The following is a 15784-nucleotide window of genomic DNA, read 5'->3' as shown; positions in this document are numbered from 1 at the left end:
TGATTTTTACAAATTTGCCAATAACTGGCATTCTTTTATTTTGGAGATAATACTTATTGGCCTTGGTCCAGGTCCCTTGGGCATGATTACCCAAGAAGCAATGTTGATATTGCAGGAATCAAAAAAGATTTTCGTGCGTATGCCTGTTCATCCTGTCGTTCAATGGCTGTATCAACAAAACAAGGAGGTAAGGAGTCTGGACTTTATATATAGAATTCGTGGGATTGCCTATGATCGAGTCTATTCCATATTAGCAAAAACGCTTGTTCAAGAAGCCCAGATACATGGCAAAGCAGTCTTGGCTTTACCGGGCAATCCCCTTGTCTTTGAACAAACGACTGAAAAATTGCGGAACTTAGCTTCATTACACGATATTCCCTTGAGAATAATCTTAGGCATAAGTTTTGTCGATCTAATCTATTCTCAGTTGTCAATTGACCCTTCCCAGGGAATTCAGATTCTCCCCCCTTCACTTGGCCTTGGCAACTCTTCTTCGCTTAACACGAAGTTGGCGACTATAGTTGCCCAGTTTGGACAAACTTTCTCCCCAACTGGTGAAGAAATCAATGCAAGCAATCTTACTTCAAGATTGAAGAGATGGTATCCAGAGTCGCATCAAGTTACTATCATATGGACTGATGGGCTGCCGAACTATAAAACGCGAGATTTATCTGTTAACTTGTCAGACTTGGATAGGGCTTTTAAGCCAGAAATGGTTTTTTCTAGTCTTTATTTACCTCCTTATAGTCCGTAAAATAACCCACATCCTATGATTTATACTTGTCGGTCCTAAGCTTGCCTGAAGCTAGATGCTGCCATCGCAATCAAGGCTTGGATGCTTTCTTTATGGCCTAAGGATAATGATTCGGGTGATAATCTTTTTTCTAAGCTAATGTATGAACTTGTAGTTGTCTTGCCCACATGCTTGATACCATCTCTGCCATGGACAGCCTGGGTTAGTTCATCTTTAGGAATGTATCCAATAGTGTCATTGATTAGGAAGGTGTGCTTTTATTTAATTTAGAAATAGACTCTTTCAATCGTTGGCAATATAGAGCATAGTTCTGCTTGGATTCCGATCAGTTTGAAACGTTTACTTCATAAGAGAATGATGCAGGGCTGTTGTTCTTTTGTTAGTTATATTCGCCAGTCCCCTGACTGCGTGTGTTGCAGTTTTTGTACGGCGCCGGAGCATCCAGCTGACCATGTCGCCAACGGCGGGCGACATCCTGACCGACAAGCAATAAATCCCAAGCGTCATCACTGAATTGATCAGGATCACTTGTCAGACTTCCCTGGGCGGAAGCCGCTTGACTGGTCTCAGGATGCATAGGGTTCAGCTCGCGGCCTCACGAGAGGCCAGTTGAATCAGCTCCACCTTGTAGCCATCGGGATCTTCCACAAAGGCAATCACGGTGCTTCCATGTTGCATAGGCCCGGGTTCTCGCACCACACGCCCCCCTCGCTTTGAGATGGCCAAGCAGGTGGATTGAATATCCTCCACGCCCAAGGCGATATGGCCATAGCCCTCTCCCAACTCGTAGTGATCTTGGTCCCAGTTGTGTGTGAGTTCCAGCACAGTGGTATCACTCTCCTCGCCATAACCGACAAACGCCAAGGTGAAGCGACCTGAGGGGTAGTCCTTTCGCCGCAACAGATGCATGCCTAGAACCTCGGTGTAGAAGCGCAGAGAACGATCCAAATCCCCCACCCTCAGCATCGTGTGCAACATCCGCATCTCGAGCGACCCTGACCTTTAAGGCTCAGTTCATTCTGCGTCGTTCTACGACTGACAACAGCCTCAGCATCAGTAAAAGGGCTAGGCGGTACACAGTCCGCGGGCTGGCAAACCATAGGATCCACGCAACTTCAATTCGTCACAGGTGATCGATTCCCTCGACCTCGTCATTGACACCATCGTGGCCAGAGAGGTTCTGGACTCTCGCGGCAACCCCACAGTTGAAGCAGAAGTGTTGCTCGAAGCAGGTGCTATCGGTCGGGCCATCGTGCCCAGCGGAGCAAGCACCGGTGCCCATGAGGCGCATGAATTAAGAGATGGCGACAGCCGTTACCTGGGCAAAGGGGTGACTAAGGCTGTGAACCATATCGAGGATCGGATTGCCCCAGCGCTCTGTGGGATCTCTTCCCTAGATCAGGCCAGTGTTGATGGCACCATGCAAGAGCTTGATGGCAGCGACAACAAATCAAGCCTGGGCGCAAACGCGATCCTGGCCGTGAGCATGGCCACTGCCCGCGCGGCCGCCAATGGCTTGGGTTTGCCCCTCTACCGCTACCTGGGTGGCCCCATGGCCTCATTGCTGCCCGTACCGCTGATGAATGTGATCAACGGTGGTGCGCATGCTGCTAATAATCTCGATTTTCAGGAATTCATGCTGGTGCCCCATGGAGCAAGCACCTTCCGAGAATCGCTGCGCATGGGCGCAGAAGTATTCCACACACTCAAGGGCCTGCTCAGTGCTCAGGGGCTCTCAACGGCAGTTGGAGATGAAGGCGGCTTTGCACCCAATCTGACCAACAATGATGCAGCAGGAGATCTGCTCATTCAAGCAATCGAAAAAGCAGGCTATTCGCCAGGTAAGGATATTTCCTTGGCACTAGATGTAGCCAGCACAGAGTTCTATCAAGACGGCTGCTATGCCTTCGGGGGTGGTCGTTACACCAGTACCGAAATGGTCAATCAGCTCGAAAAACTTGTTGATCGCTACCCAATTATTTCGATCGAAGATGGACTAGCAGAAGATGATTGGCAAGGTTGGGCTCTACTCACAAAAAAATTGGGGAAGCGTATCCAACTGATAGGTGACGATATTTTTGTAACTAGTACTAAGCGCTTACAGCAGGGAATTGATCAAAACGTAGCCAATTCCATCCTGATTAAAGTGAATCAGATCGGCTCGCTAACGGAAACGCTTCAGGCCATTGATCTTGCTGGGCGCTCTGGTTACACCAGCGTGATCAGCCACCGCAGCGGCGAAACGGAAGACACCACAATTGCAGATCTTGCCGTTGCCACCCGTGCTGGGCAGATCAAAACGGGCTCCCTAAGTCGCAGTGAACGGGTAGCGAAATACAACCAACTGCTGCGAATCGAAGACGAACTCGGTAGCCAAGCGGTCTATGCCGGTGCCACAGGACAAGGGCCACGGGGGCGAAGCTAAGCAAAGGCCTCAAAGGGGCTTGACGGGGATCACTTTGGAAGACTTTCAGCGACTCTGACTCGACACATGATCCATGCGCGACTCACGTCCCAGCTTGATCTGCAATTTGAACCAACCGAAGCCCACCGGGAGAGCCGCGACCAACGGCAAGACAGCCCAAATCGGCCGACTACTTGCCCCCAAAAGAGCAGCTGCAATGCCTAGAGAGCCCAATAACACCGATTGACCAAGGGCCTTCTGAACGCTGATCATGCGCCGCAACTGTCGATCGGATTCACCCATCCGGATCTGCAATTGCAGATCTCCTTGTTCCAGTCGTTCAAGGCTTTCGTCCAGACGCCTTGGCAAGGCTGCAGCCCGGCTGCCAATAGCACCGACCTGACGTCCGAGCTCATTGAGCAAATCGTTTGGACCAGAACCGCTTGAAGTCATCAGTGGCAGTAAATATGGCTTGGCTATAGCCATCAAACTAAAGCCTGAGTCGAGGCTTCGCCCCACCCCTTCAAAGGTGGAGAGAGCACGCATCACAAAAATCAGCTCAACTGGCAGCCGAAAGGGTTGGCCATAAATCAACTCGTACAGATCTCCGGAAAGTTTCTCGATCACATTGGCGCTGAAGGGGGGCGTCAAAGCGTCTTGAAACATCACTCGCACCAACCGCCGCACAGGCCCAACGTCGATGCCATAAGCAATCAAACCAGCAGCCTGCAACTCTTCAACCAGGGCTGCCGCATCTCTAGCCGCCGCCGCACGAATCATCGAACCGAGCCGACTTCGCAAAGAATCGGAGAGCAGCCCCATCATGCCGAAGTCGTAGTAAATGAGAGCTCCATCAGGGGCCACGGCAAGGTTGCCTGGATGGGGATCGGCATGAAAAAAACCGAATCGCACGAGCTGCTGCAGATAACTGGCGGCTCCAAGCTCGGCTACGGCCGAGGGATCAATTCCGGCCTTCAACAAAGCCTCAAGATCATTCACCTTGATGCCTGGCAAATAATCGAGACAAAGAACACGCCGGGTGCTGAGCTCCCAGACCACTGCAGGCACGCGAATACGAGAATCATCAAGAAACTGTTGACGAAACCGAGCTGCGTACTGAGCCTCCACACGAAAGTCGAGCTCCCTTAACAAGACCCGACGACATTCCTGAGCAATCCCCACCCAGTCGCGCCCACGTCCCCATTTGGGGTGACGTTGCAGTACAGCAGCGACCTGCTGCATGATTTGCAAATCCAGGCGAAACAATCGCTCCAGGCGAGGCCGTTGAATCTTCAGGACAACTTGCCGACCGCTGCGCAGACTGGCGCGATGAACCTGAGCTAGGGAGGCGGCTGCAAGGGGCTGATCATCAAGATCAATGATCTCTGCACAGCGGTCCCCCAATTCCTGCTCCAGCAGAATTTGAGCTTGCTCAAAACTAAATGCAGGGACCTTGTCCTGAAGATCAGCCAGTTCAGATACCCATTGAACTGGCAAAACATCAGGACGTGCCGAGAGCAACTGGCCAAGCTTGATAAAAGCGGAACCAAGTTGGAGCAATTCTGTAGTGAGCCAACGAGCTCGAATCGTTTGGCGGGCCTGCCGCCGCTCACTGGTACAACCACCTGGATAAGTCCATTGACGGGCATCCCACCAAACAAAGATGATTAACGTCAAAACTGCACGCCAAATACGCAGCGCACGCAGCCCACGCCGAATCGCTACCAGCAGGGACGGACAAGCCATTACTGGTTGATCTCAACTTGGCGATTGAGGTCTGCCACCTTTGCCCTAAGACGATCGATCTGATCCTGAGCCCGTTCTTGATTAGAAACTGGCGATGAGGCTGCCTTTGTCTCACTGACCTCGCCAGATTCCTGCTCCAGACGATCGGCCTCTGCAATCACCTCTTGCTGAAAAAGATCCCATTCCTTTCTAAAGCGCTCTGGAGCATCCTGCGCTAGCAAGGCCAAGCCAGCAGCAGCGTCAGCAAGCCCATGACCCAATCGTGCTGCTAAGCGGTTCAAGGTCGCTCTGCGTAGGGAATCAGGAGAACTCATGACCACAGCACGGATGTCTGAAACTGTGGCAGATCCAACTCGCAATCAAAGCACTGAAGGAGCGTTGGGAGGCCTTGTCAAAGTATGAGGTGGGTCGCTTGGAAATGGGGTGATTACTTTCAAGGGCTTTTAGGGATAGTTCCTCCTAAGAAAGTCTGATACTGGCGAGTGCGGCTCTTGAGGGGAGTCTCCCCTGCGAAGGAAATCTGATGCTGGTGTGCTTGCAGGCTGGGGCTGTGGCGCTACTGGTTGAGGCGGCGTTGGCCTGCCAAAAGAGTTTGATGCTGGTGTGCTGGAAGGCTTTGGCTTTGGCGCTACTGGTTGAGCAGGTCTTGTTCCTTGAGGGTTGATTGGTGTAGGCAGTTCTGGAGCAGCCAGACCGGGGTCTGCCGAGTCGGCTTCTGTGGCTTGGCGAATCGCTTGAAGTTCCTGTTCTCGACGAAGAGCAGCCGCAGCAGCCAACTTCTCTGCTTGTTGCTTGGCCTTCTTCTCAGCCTGCTCTTTGGCCTTACGTTTGGCTGCAACTTTGGCCTCCTTGGCAGCGACGTCCGCCTGTAGATCTGCACTGCTGCCACCATGCCGACGACGCAGTCCTTCTAGGCGCTCTCCAGGAAATGGAAAAGGAGTCGGTCCAAAAGACTGCTGCTGCGGCTGCTGCATGTTCCCACGCAGAACCATGATTCTCTGGGTCATGCCATAGCCCAGGGCAAAACACCCACCCACCAACAAAGGTCCAAGCCAAAAGCGTGGGCGCTTGCGGTTCTTCTGCTCAGTTGGTGATGGTTTGGCCACGTGATCAAGCATATCCAGTCGTCTTGATCAGCTTTAAAGTTCAAACAAGGGCAAAACAATCCCTGAGGCCAATCAGTGCTAGCTCGATCAAGACTGATCAATCATCCATACTTAGATGGGTCAAAGTAGATGCAAGCACAAAAGATTGAAGCTAGAAGCTTTGAAGAATTTATAGACGTAGAGCAGGATGACCTAAGTGTTGCTAAAAGCTTCCAACTGCTGGTTTCCCACTAATTGCGATATTAGGTTTATAGACAGAAAGGCAAATTAGCTCGCGATCCCAACCATTCATAACATGTCCTTGTCGATAGCCTGAGATAGAAAGTAAGCAAACAGAATCCTGATACACTTGTAAAAGTACGTCATACTAGTTTGGATTGCTGCATCACCATTAGCTTCAGCAAACACACGCAAATTCGTGGTTTAAAAAAAAGAAATGAGATATTTCATGGCTGCCAAGTCAATGAACTTGAAAAATCCGTTGCTGAATGGCAAGAGACTATGAGATAGAAATCACTGGAGCATCGTGGAGCTCCAGTGTGTTTGAACCAAGCTCAGCAGACATTTCCCTTGAAATGTAGATCAATGTCCATTAGTCGTACAAACACTGTTGACAATATGGCCAATCCAGGCGCATTGACGAATGGATAAGTAAATGAACTCGTGATGAGCATGTATTCTCCTCTCAATCACTCTGAAAATATTGCGCCCGGTGGTATTGACGAAAGTAGGATTCAGGAGAGATTTAAGTTGGCTTTATTAACATATAATTTCCACTTTAAAGGATTGCCTTTGCGTTGATGCATGCACTTATACAATAAGAATATTGCGAAACGAATTACTTTAATCTGCTACGCGGCATAATAGAGAAACTGAAAGCAAGGAACGGGCATCTAGTCATAGTTGCCAATCATGATTGGTGTTATCGTTTTTGCTAGGGTTCATGCAGGAAAAACTTTTGATCATAGACAAGCTTCTAACAATTCAATTCTAAGCAAAAAGTTGATATCCAAAAGCAGAACTTGAAACATGAAATCTGGTGGCCTCTTAGATAAGTAGAAAACAAACAACTGCAAAACTACTCAATCAGCTTAGGAAGTCTTCCGGCCTTGCGCGCAGCTGTACAGGTCACTGAATTGATATTACTATATTCTGGGTGCGCAAGATATCGAGATGTAATGGCACAAAGTTTCCAACCAGTGTAAGGTTTTCGTTGCCCCGTAAGGTCTTCTGAAAAACCATTCGCTTTACACCAAGTTGATATAGGGAATTGATAAGCACCAACTTTATCTTCACAGGCAACATTAGCTTGATGGAAAAAGTAGGTATTTCCTTGGTCCCCATTGATTTTAATGCCGACGTCTTGTTGTGATTGAGCCTGAGCACTACTTGTGCCAGAGAATAGAAATGAAAGCAGTGTTGTCATTAAAATCGGGAGCCTTGATAATGTTCTCAATTGCTTTGCACTTGATTGATTGTATAATAACAGTCTCTAACACGAAAAGGTAAGCTTTTAATTTAATTAGCTCTATTCTTAAATACTATTCTTGTGATGATCGATTAAATCATCACCTAACCTATGAGCTAGCTTGAAAAACAAGTCGATAGACTTTTGGATTATTTATATGTGATATTTGAAAGTTGTCAATTGAGCCAATGCGTCCTTTATAGACGAGCTGGCTTCTCCCCCCAAGCAAGAAAGATTAGAGACAGTTTTCTTGATAGAAAATAATTTGCGAACTTACGATATTTTCTATCAAGAAATAGGCCGTTGTGAATTTAATCAAAGTGGGGCGATGGTTAATCAATATATTGTCAACACCAACATACTTTGAATCCGAGGCTATGGAAATAATAGCCAAAACTTCTTATAGAAATATAAGTATTAGTTTGGTTATACTTCTCTAAACAAGGCAAAAAGCTTGACCTGCAAAAAAAGGAAGGCATTCCCCTGGAGCGTATGGACCTTATGACAAACTTTGAGGGAGTGCGACAAGTGAGCAGCTGAAATGACCTTTGCAGTAAAAGCTAGGTAAGGGAGCTCTATCTTTAATGCCAAATCAATGATGCCGACCACTAGGCGCTTTAACAGCTAGAGATTGGAAAGGACAAAGTCTTGAAATTTATCTCTCAATGAATCAAACTCTTTACGAGTTTGATCATTGATTAGGCCCACATGGCCATTTTCTATGGCAGTGTGGGTTTCATTCAATGCTTTTAGCATGTAATAAATTTCTGATTGGGATTCAAAAGTAAATTTCATGGTAGAAGATATTAATATTTTTAAAGTATCGCCGAGAAATAGAATGGGGCAATCTGTATAAACACTCATAAATTTAAATAGTGCACATGTATATCGAGGGAATTGGCAGGTTGTAAATGTGAAGGGAAAATGAAAATAGTTAGGGAGGCTACGGGAAGCATCAAGAAACTGTCTCGCGCAAAAGATTACAGACGAAGCTTTAGTGGGCAAGCTCAATGAGTATTAACCTTATTCAAGGTGGCATTACCTAAAAGGTAATGTTATGATTACCAGTTTGTAATTGAAATGATCGAAAATAAGCCTCTAACTGTCGTGAATCAGTATTATAGACTCATGCCTTGACTTGGCTCTATCATACTGATTATATGCTGGTAAGCCTATATGGGTCATCCTATTGAATTGGTCATTGCGATTGCCCTGTTGTGCACTCTCTGGCGACTGTTATATTTCTCAGATGCTGCCAGGAGCTAGGGCTGAGAGAAAGAGATCTAGGCATAATAAAGATAACCTAAAAAACAGTTGTTATTGCTAATTCTTAGCAGGCCGGCACGGCTTTCATTCATCAGAAGAGATTAATATTTTACGAACACACACTAGACATCTTGGGCCTACTCAATCGAGTTTCAAATAGTCTTAAAGATAGGGTGTATTCTCCTGCTGAAGTTCTCTGACTATGAAGAAGTACTTTTTATGACTTGCCAGGCAAATACTAATCTTGTTGGGACCCTTTGCTCACCTAAATCAACAAAGGGACCACTCGCTAAAGAATATCTTAGCTTTGATGCTCACAGTAAATCGTGTTGTCCATTGAGGGAATGCTCTGTATGAGATCTTCCAGAGGGATTAATTCTGCAAAGAATAAGCTCTGCAAAATTGTGCTCTATCAGATTCAGCAGCCCAGAGCGAATCACCCTCAAAGGATATAAAAAGACTATCGTTCCAATACCTAGAACAAGATGCCGATGAAATAACATGCTGGCATGATTTCTTGATAGCAGTGGATGTGGACTGTTTATACTCACGCCCAAATGCCTTAAGAGCTCAATAGGTTGAGAAAAGGAACTACTCTTGACTATCCATCGTAAATATGTAGTACAAAAACCATCCCACACCAACTAGCAATAGCATGACAGCACCGACTATGTCCCAAGGAATGGAATCCATGATCTACTTTTCAATCCTCACAGTAATAGCTTCATAGCAACTATAATAGCTTAACCACAAGATCAAATGGAACAATGAAAAAGTACGCCTGCAAGGTTTGCACCTATGTCTATGACCCAAAAGTTGGCGACCCAACAAATGGAATCCCACCGGGTACGAGTTTTGCTGATTTGCCCAGAGATTGGAAATGTCCACAATGTAAAGTAGGAAAAGGAAAATTCAAACCATGTAATTGATTCTGCGATCTCCAATTAACCATGTTTTGCTGCAAAAGTAGAGGGTGTGGTGAAACCACCAAAGCCTTGAAGCTGCTAACAACACTCAAATAGTTCTTAACGTATGAAATCTGGCAATTTTCAATAGCCAAGTGGCCTATAATTATAGATGATGGTTGTTAAGATTTACTGGCCTGTCGACATCAACTTGTAGAAGATATTACTTAGAACAGAGTTCTCTGCCAGTGCTTGGGAGCAGACAAAAAAACAGAATCAACGGAATTAATTTTGCCCGCAAGCTTTAAGACTAGCTTGGCTTACCAGACTACATCATGGAATATGAAATATCAAAGACTCGTTGTGGGGAGATGTGTTGCAGACAACCTTCATTTGACCCAAGCCCTATATTTTCTTAATTCATTGTCATCCTTATTATTGCTTTATTTAATAGAATCATTGTCTTAGTATTTGTGAAGCTAAGTATTGCCTGAGGCATTGAGAATATATTCCAATCAGCATCTATTATATGCGCCACCGCCTCATTCTGCTAGGCAGCTTGAGATGTCAGGACATTAAACTATTAAGCAATGGAAGTGATTACTCGATCGACTGTATGGATGAGGACCCTCAGATGAATGCCACAAGCTGAGATGAAAGCATGCATCGCACCTTCTTCAGGCACGTGTAGCAAATATGAGGGAGCACAAGAACACGGTAAGTTTGCTTATTAGTGGTCTCATGGTTTTCAAATGGAGATTTTGAATCTCTAATTCGGACACTACCTATCATATGGCTTGATAAACCAACAAGTCGATAAAGCAATAACTTGATTGATTTTAATCTCCTCTTGACTAGCCAATATAATGATATTGATAGTCAATGAAGCCCGATGCTTAATCTGTTCAGTGATTCTCCACTGTTAGCCTCTTGTCAGGCTTCAATAGTGTTCATTTTTGGAGTCATTATGCTTCTTAACGCACGTCGAAGCCGTCCTAACCTTAAATGGCATCCAGAATATCGTCAGTTATTAACCAAAGCCTATGATAACTCACCCTATGTAAAAGGCAATAAACTATAAACCCCAAGCCTAATCTCTGTTGTTGATAGATGTGAATCATGCCATGTTCATTCGATTTCTGCATGCCTTGCATCCAATATAGAAAATTCAGATGAAAATTATTCTTCTAAATTAAATAGAATTGCAGGCTATTTTTCAGCCCAGATCAATTGTGAGGAACCATTCGACTTATCTCTACACATTCATTATAAATTCGGGCCTTGTTTACTGCAGCGATCTGTTCGATTTTAGATCTTCACCAAAGCGACTAATTGGATTGTCATCGTTCAGGTTTGGCGCCGGATAGAGGGTTGTGCAATTGAACGCAAAATCACCACCAGCTTTCTGAACAATGTCTGCAATCTGGAGGAAGACCTCCTGTTGAATATCTAGCCAGTCTTTCCAAACAGTTGTTTTAGTAAAGCAATACACCATCATGTTAATCGAGGAGCTATCCCATTCGTTGAAATTCACCAAGATGCTCTGTTTTTGATCTATGTCTGGATGGTTTACCAGCAGACTTCTAACACTATTGGTAATTGTCTCGATACGGGGCAGATCTTCGTAGCGAAGACTAATGCTGGCCTTGATTCTTCTATTATACATTCGTCCAGGATTTTCAATCGGAGTAGTTGCAAAGATCGAATTTGGTATATAGAGTGGTCGACGATCAAAGGTGCGAATGCGGGTGTGATACCAGCCAATTTTCTCAACTGTTCCATCATCAAAGTGTGAGGTGCTAATCCAGTCACCTTCTGAGAACGGACGAGTAAAAAAGAGCATGAATCCTGATAGGAAATTCTGAGATATTTGCTGTGTCCCAAAGCCGAGGCCAATGCCTGCTCCACCAAGCAAAGCGCCTACTGCTGCGGTAGATACCCCAAAAGTCACCATCAGGGCCGCGATAGTTAAAACAATGACTCCAATGGTGAAAACCCGATCCAATAAGGCGGTCAACATAGCTTCATCTCTGGGATCTTCTACCTTCAGCCAGCGTTGAATGCGATTCGATTGCAAGAGCAGTACCCGGCCGAGATTGATCGTGGCCCAGCCCAGAGCGATCACCACCAGAGCAGTTGAGATTGCTGAACTTTTAATCGGCAACAAGGCCTTAGCTTGCAGTTCCAAGAGATGTAACAGCCAACCCAAATACAGAGCTGACCCAAAGCCAAGCAATAAGGGCCTTCGGATGGATCTCGCTACCAGAGGGCCAAATCGCCTTCCGTACTTATCCAATAGAACGAGTATCAACCAAAGAACAGCTAAGAAGACAGTTCCGACCAGGATCCCTTCTTGACTCTGAAAAAAATCGATTTTGTTGAGCAGCTCTTGTTGCGTATTGGGCATGCGGCTTGATCAGGTTTGAGCAAATCTTACTGAGGAAAGTTCAATCAGGGTAGAGATAAAACTGCCTTCATCACAGCAGACACAATTGATCAAGAGCAAGATAAGCCTCTCTTAAGAAAATGGTCTGATCAAGGAGTGGGGTGTCTACCAGTTGATCTACAAGACATAGATGCACTGTCTCTCAGTGAATCAGATGCAGCAATCTTCCAGACGATTGCAGAACATGTAGAGGCAGAAAACTAGATCAATGAGAGCAAGAAGGCTCACAGTCACTGCTGCCAATGCTGATTCCACCCTGAAGAGAAACCGTGTCGCTGAGGCCTATCTCTTCAGTTGCAGCAAAGAATTTGATTGATTCTTGCTCATCTGCCGAAGACGAGCAGATTGCTGTTGGTTATGGAGTCAGCATTCCTTTAAGCAAGTTTACGGTGCTCTTTTTACTAGAGGTGACGGCTTTCACCACAAATAACTTGATTTAGACAAGGATCAGCTTTTTTCTGAGATGATTGAGGGCATTCTTAATCAAGTCCAAAAAAACTAATTAATACCCAAGCAATCACCTTTTGATGCAAATGCCTCAAGCCTGGCGGGATCGCTAGTAAACAAGAATTAGCCAGTCAGCTTAACCTGAGATTAGTTCCGATCATAACCAGTCAGCTTAAGTTAAGTCAAAGAAGCCTTGTCGGTACAAGAAATACAAGCAAATCTGCCAATGAAGATCTCGGCTATGGATTTGCTAATGCGAAGTCTGCAAACTTCTTGCGTAATTTCTGAAAACTTTTGAGTGACTTCCTGTCCATTTCAAGCAATCCATTCTCAACACACCATTGAGTCTGGTTTAAGGCCTTCAACATGTAATAAATCTCCGTCTGAGATTCAAAGGTGTACTTGACAGCCATCGGAGATTGCTCTTTTGTGGTATCTAGCTTAATAGGAATCAAAGCAAAACGAGCGCGACAAAGACTTGTGCCCCATCCCCCATCCTAATTAGTGGTGAAGGTGCGATTGGCTTGCTACTTTTAATGAAAACAACCTGATTGTAGTCAGCGTTATCTGAGGCTTACCCTTGAAAGCAAGTTGACGGAGATCTGTGAAATAATGTTGTTGCTATCCAGATGACCCTACTTGATTGCTGCCTAGATTCATATTTGGCTATTTCAATGCTTAATCTCCAAGCAGCCCAAATGAATTTGATCATTAGTTTAAATGTATATGAGAGCTTGTTTCTCTGGGAAAATATAAACAACTCCATATGCGACTTAGCTATAACACCGCTTCTAAGGATTCTCTTTAAGGAGTTTCATGAGAATCTTTTTCTGCATCATAGTCGCACGGAGAATATCTCTTTCTTGTTCGGCCAATGCTAATTCTTTCTGAAGACGATCAATGCGCTGATCGAGCTCTTTCGCACTGCTACTCATGTTGGCTTCCGATCCATTAGTGGTAGTCTTGAGGTCTTTGTAGCTTAGATGCTAGCCCTTCTTAATGCAATTCCCATGAGAAACATGATAAATATCTAAATTGAAGCAGGCACCATGGATATAAACAAAATAATAAGAGACTGAAGCACAGCTGCCAGACATTTGTTTTGAATTTGTTGAGCATATAAGGCTTACTGTTGATGCTCTTAGGATCAGCACGCCACTCCGGAGAGAGTCCGTTGACTTCGTACTTTGTGCCAGTGCTTGCGTTGCCCCTGTTAGCGTCTGACATCCACCTGCAGAGGATACGAATCGTTGGCTAACTGGTAAAAGTTATTGAACAAGCTTGCTTAAAGGGTGAGGATGTCGATTGAGCCTCTGCAGATATGGTGGATAAAATGATAGAGAAGACGGCTGTGAGTATTTGTTCCGCTTGACATTGTGAATGTTTTGTAATAATATAAATTTTATGAAATGCTCAGATAGAAGAATGTATGTTGCTGATGCAACATGACGCAAACCCTCATGTTTAAACCTTGACATTCGATTAAAACAGGCATGTAACTTTTACTAAGGCGATGCCAACTCTTTCACTTCTTACTATCCTGGCAATTGCAGTACTGGTAGCTCTTATGCCTATTGCATTTGGTGGCTTTCTTGCAATCAAGCGCCGCGCAATTCTGAGCTAAATAATTCTTGTCTCTTAATAGGTATCGTTTTAATGTAGAACTCAAAAGCCTCTATTGCTACGATACCAGCTGCTTTTATTCAATCAATTCGATCCTTGATGGCCTGCTAATTAGCCTGAGTGAAGCGAGAATCCTCAGCATTGATCGTGATGAGTGTTGACTTTCAAAACCACCATCTTCAATCAATTGCTTTCGTCATACCCGGTCAGCAGTAAATAGAAATGTGTTGACTGCTAATAAAGTCTTGATTGGCAATGGCAAATGTTTTGATCTATTGATCGCAAATTTCGCATTGTTGCCCATCTATTAAGGTTAGAAGGATAAACTTCTGCCAAGCAAAAGGTTTGTCTTATCTTGGTCATTGGAGCATCTATAGCCAGCCAATACTGCTCTTGCGCCTACACCTGAACACATTTCATGTTTTGCCCCAGGCTAACTTCGTAGCAGTGGTGACGGTGTGCTGTGCCGGCTTGACGCTTCCTTTAAGGGCTGAAGTTGGTTGTGCAGCATTTGAAGCTATTGGATGGAAGGAAAATTTAGCCTCTGGTGCAAAGTCAGGTTTGATAACTGGTGGCAGTTGGAGATGTTCAAATACTTACGCTGCTGGGGCTGGCTTTGTATCTGATGAATATGCAGTTACAGTACATACTTGTTTTGATGAAATATTTTGCAGTGATAGGGGCTTTGAAGTAGGGGCAATATATGTTCAGGTCAATAAGGATGGTATAAAAGGAAATTTCAGGGCTAGAGGACAGGTTCTCAAGACAGATCGTAAGAGCATGAAGGTGAAGCAGGTGGACTCGGACGTCGCATATAGCTGGACTGATGGTGAATACAATGAGTTCAATACTGCATCACTGTTGATAGAACGCTAGCATTAGAAAAAGGTTGTAGTTGCTAGGATTAATATCAAGTAACGGCTGTAAATAAGATGCCTACATCTAATCGATGGCTAAGGTCTTGGGTTAAATTTATCTAAGCCCCACTAATTCAAGCATTAATGGATTGACTCTTTCACCTTCTATGTCTATCTCCTGGGGGTTGATTCTTTGTTTAGTGTCTATATTGTTGCACTTTATATTGCCATCATCGAGTGAATACTAGAATTAGTATCAATTCTGTTGTCTTGTCCTGGCCCAGGCGTTGAGGTTATCAATGAGCTGATTATTTGCACACTTGCAATTTTTCTATTAAAGTCCATATTTATAAAAAATAAACTTATCTCCATAGAGATTTTATCAAGTAAGAGTTTTAATACAGAAAATCGTAGTTATTTTCCTCAGTCTAGGTCTTCTTCGTCAAGGAATCGATTGGCGACAAGGGCATCGACCACTGCGAGCAAGGCGCCGCAACCCCAGATCAAACGCCAGATCTGTTCTTCGGCAAATAAAGAGAGGCTGAGCAAGACCAACGCCAGCACCACGTCGAGAAGAAGTGCACGGCGTATCAGTTGCGGGGGTAGTGGAGCCATGAGCTAACTTAGCTCCTTTACTTGATAGTCTGGATCGTGAGATTCACCAACTCAAGGTCGGAGAAGATGGCTCCATCAACCTCTTTGATCAAATTAACTGTAGCTAGATGTTGTGATTTTAAGGCGATAAACTTAAATCTTTTATAA

Annotated in this window: 14 protein-coding genes; 5 read left to right on the top strand and 9 right to left on the bottom strand. The window is 45.0% G+C overall.

The features are described from left to right. Window positions 1–82 precede the first annotated feature (82 nt). Window positions 83–754, top strand: a complete 672-nt coding sequence (locus tag SIB66_RS02400; protein ID WP_413681450.1) for an SAM-dependent methyltransferase — start codon at window positions 83–85, stop codon at window positions 752–754. A gap of 379 nt (window positions 755–1133) precedes the next feature. Here the strand turns inward: SIB66_RS02400 and SIB66_RS02395 are convergent, their stop codons facing one another. Further along, on the bottom strand, window positions 1134–1331 hold the full coding sequence (locus tag SIB66_RS02395; protein WP_063421885.1) for a hypothetical protein: 198 nt from the start codon (window positions 1329–1331) through the stop codon (window positions 1134–1136). A 5-nt stretch (window positions 1332–1336) separates the two neighbouring features. After that, window positions 1337–1738, bottom strand: coding sequence for a lactoylglutathione lyase (gloA, locus tag SIB66_RS02390; protein ID WP_063407479.1), 402 nt, complete (start codon window positions 1736–1738; stop codon window positions 1337–1339). 145 nt (window positions 1739–1883) lie between these two features. Between gloA and eno the strand changes: the two genes are divergently transcribed. After that, window positions 1884–3179 carry a phosphopyruvate hydratase gene (gene eno / locus SIB66_RS02385; RefSeq protein WP_063407478.1) on the top strand — a complete coding sequence of 432 codons (1296 nt, stop codon included), beginning with the start codon at window positions 1884–1886 and terminating at the stop codon, window positions 3177–3179. Window positions 3180–3224: 45 nt separating this feature from the next. Here the strand turns inward: eno and SIB66_RS02380 are convergent, their stop codons facing one another. The 4 genes from SIB66_RS02380 to SIB66_RS02365 all read right to left on the bottom strand — a co-directional run bounded on the left by SIB66_RS02380 (window position 3225) and on the right by SIB66_RS02365 (window position 7436). After that, the gene (locus tag SIB66_RS02380) at window positions 3225–4904 is read right to left on the bottom strand and encodes an ABC1 kinase family protein (RefSeq protein WP_063407477.1); all 1680 of its coding nucleotides are present in this window, start codon (window positions 4902–4904) and stop codon (window positions 3225–3227) included. Beyond that, window positions 4904–5218 (bottom strand): hypothetical protein, encoded by a 315-nt coding sequence (locus SIB66_RS02375; protein WP_063407476.1) that lies wholly within the window; start codon window positions 5216–5218, stop codon window positions 4904–4906. Before SIB66_RS02375 ends, SIB66_RS02380 begins: the two co-directional genes overlap by 1 nt. Window positions 5219–5347: 129 nt before the next feature. After that, window positions 5348–6010, bottom strand: a complete 663-nt coding sequence (locus SIB66_RS02370) for a hypothetical protein (protein WP_236070400.1) — start codon at window positions 6008–6010, stop codon at window positions 5348–5350. A 1078-nt stretch (window positions 6011–7088) separates the two neighbouring features. Beyond that, window positions 7089–7436, bottom strand: a complete 348-nt coding sequence (locus tag SIB66_RS02365) for a hypothetical protein (RefSeq protein WP_236070399.1) — start codon at window positions 7434–7436, stop codon at window positions 7089–7091. Between the two features lie 2075 nt (window positions 7437–9511). Here SIB66_RS02365 and SIB66_RS02360 point away from each other — a divergent pair. Beyond that, complete coding sequence (locus SIB66_RS02360) at window positions 9512–9673, top strand: rubredoxin (RefSeq protein WP_074160871.1); 162 nt, start codon at window positions 9512–9514, stop codon at window positions 9671–9673. A gap of 1261 nt (window positions 9674–10934) precedes the next feature. Here SIB66_RS02360 and SIB66_RS02355 read toward each other — a convergent pair. After that, entirely contained in the window at window positions 10935–12056 is a 1122-nt protein-coding gene (locus SIB66_RS02355) for a mechanosensitive ion channel family protein (RefSeq protein WP_063407472.1), read from the bottom strand. A 308-nt stretch (window positions 12057–12364) separates the two neighbouring features. Between SIB66_RS02355 and SIB66_RS02350 the strand changes: the two genes are divergently transcribed. Next, complete coding sequence (locus SIB66_RS02350) at window positions 12365–12535, top strand: hypothetical protein (protein ID WP_236073832.1); 171 nt, start codon at window positions 12365–12367, stop codon at window positions 12533–12535. A 798-nt stretch (window positions 12536–13333) separates the two neighbouring features. Here SIB66_RS02350 and SIB66_RS02345 read toward each other — a convergent pair. Then, window positions 13334–13477 (bottom strand): hypothetical protein, encoded by a 144-nt coding sequence (locus tag SIB66_RS02345; RefSeq protein WP_236070398.1) that lies wholly within the window; start codon window positions 13475–13477, stop codon window positions 13334–13336. A gap of 1159 nt (window positions 13478–14636) precedes the next feature. Between SIB66_RS02345 and SIB66_RS02340 the strand changes: the two genes are divergently transcribed. Then, window positions 14637–15041 (top strand): Paralytic/GBP/PSP peptide, encoded by a 405-nt coding sequence (locus tag SIB66_RS02340; protein ID WP_236070397.1) that lies wholly within the window; start codon window positions 14637–14639, stop codon window positions 15039–15041. Window positions 15042–15445: 404 nt separating this feature from the next. On the opposite strand, the gene SIB66_RS02335 is transcribed toward SIB66_RS02340, so the two are convergent. Next, window positions 15446–15637: a hypothetical protein gene (locus SIB66_RS02335; protein ID WP_063407469.1), complete on the bottom strand. Its 192-nt coding sequence runs from the start codon at window positions 15635–15637 to the stop codon at window positions 15446–15448. Between the last annotated feature and the right edge of the window lie 147 nt (window positions 15638–15784).

Origin of the sequence: Prochlorococcus sp. MIT 1318 (assembly GCF_047304505.1) — a bacterium.
In the GTDB taxonomy this organism is placed as follows: Bacteria; Cyanobacteriota; Cyanobacteriia; order PCC-6307; family Cyanobiaceae; genus Prochlorococcus; species Prochlorococcus marinus_D.
This window is presented reverse-complemented; position numbering and strand designations above follow the sequence as displayed.

What these genes read in the sequence shown, in the direction of transcription:
- gloA (WP_063407479.1), bottom strand. Translation starts at nt 1,738, where the DNA reads ATGCGGATGTTGCACACGATGCTGAGGGTGGGGGATTTGGATCGTTCT.
- SIB66_RS02365 (WP_236070399.1), bottom strand. Translation starts at nt 7,436, where the DNA reads ATGACAACACTGCTTTCATTTCTATTCTCTGGCACAAGTAGTGCTCAG.
- SIB66_RS02360 (WP_074160871.1), top strand. Translation starts at nt 9,512, where the DNA reads ATGAAAAAGTACGCCTGCAAGGTTTGCACCTATGTCTATGACCCAAAA.
- SIB66_RS02395 (WP_063421885.1), bottom strand. Translation starts at nt 1,331, where the DNA reads ATGCATCCTGAGACCAGTCAAGCGGCTTCCGCCCAGGGAAGTCTGACA.
- SIB66_RS02345 (WP_236070398.1), bottom strand. Translation starts at nt 13,477, where the DNA reads ATGAGTAGCAGTGCGAAAGAGCTCGATCAGCGCATTGATCGTCTTCAG.
- SIB66_RS02380 (WP_063407477.1), bottom strand. Translation starts at nt 4,904, where the DNA reads ATGGCTTGTCCGTCCCTGCTGGTAGCGATTCGGCGTGGGCTGCGTGCG.
- SIB66_RS02335 (WP_063407469.1), bottom strand. Translation starts at nt 15,637, where the DNA reads ATGGCTCCACTACCCCCGCAACTGATACGCCGTGCACTTCTTCTCGAC.
- SIB66_RS02400 (WP_413681450.1), top strand. Translation starts at nt 83, where the DNA reads ATGATTACCCAAGAAGCAATGTTGATATTGCAGGAATCAAAAAAGATT.
- SIB66_RS02375 (WP_063407476.1), bottom strand. Translation starts at nt 5,218, where the DNA reads ATGAGTTCTCCTGATTCCCTACGCAGAGCGACCTTGAACCGCTTAGCA.
- SIB66_RS02355 (WP_063407472.1), bottom strand. Translation starts at nt 12,056, where the DNA reads ATGCCCAATACGCAACAAGAGCTGCTCAACAAAATCGATTTTTTTCAG.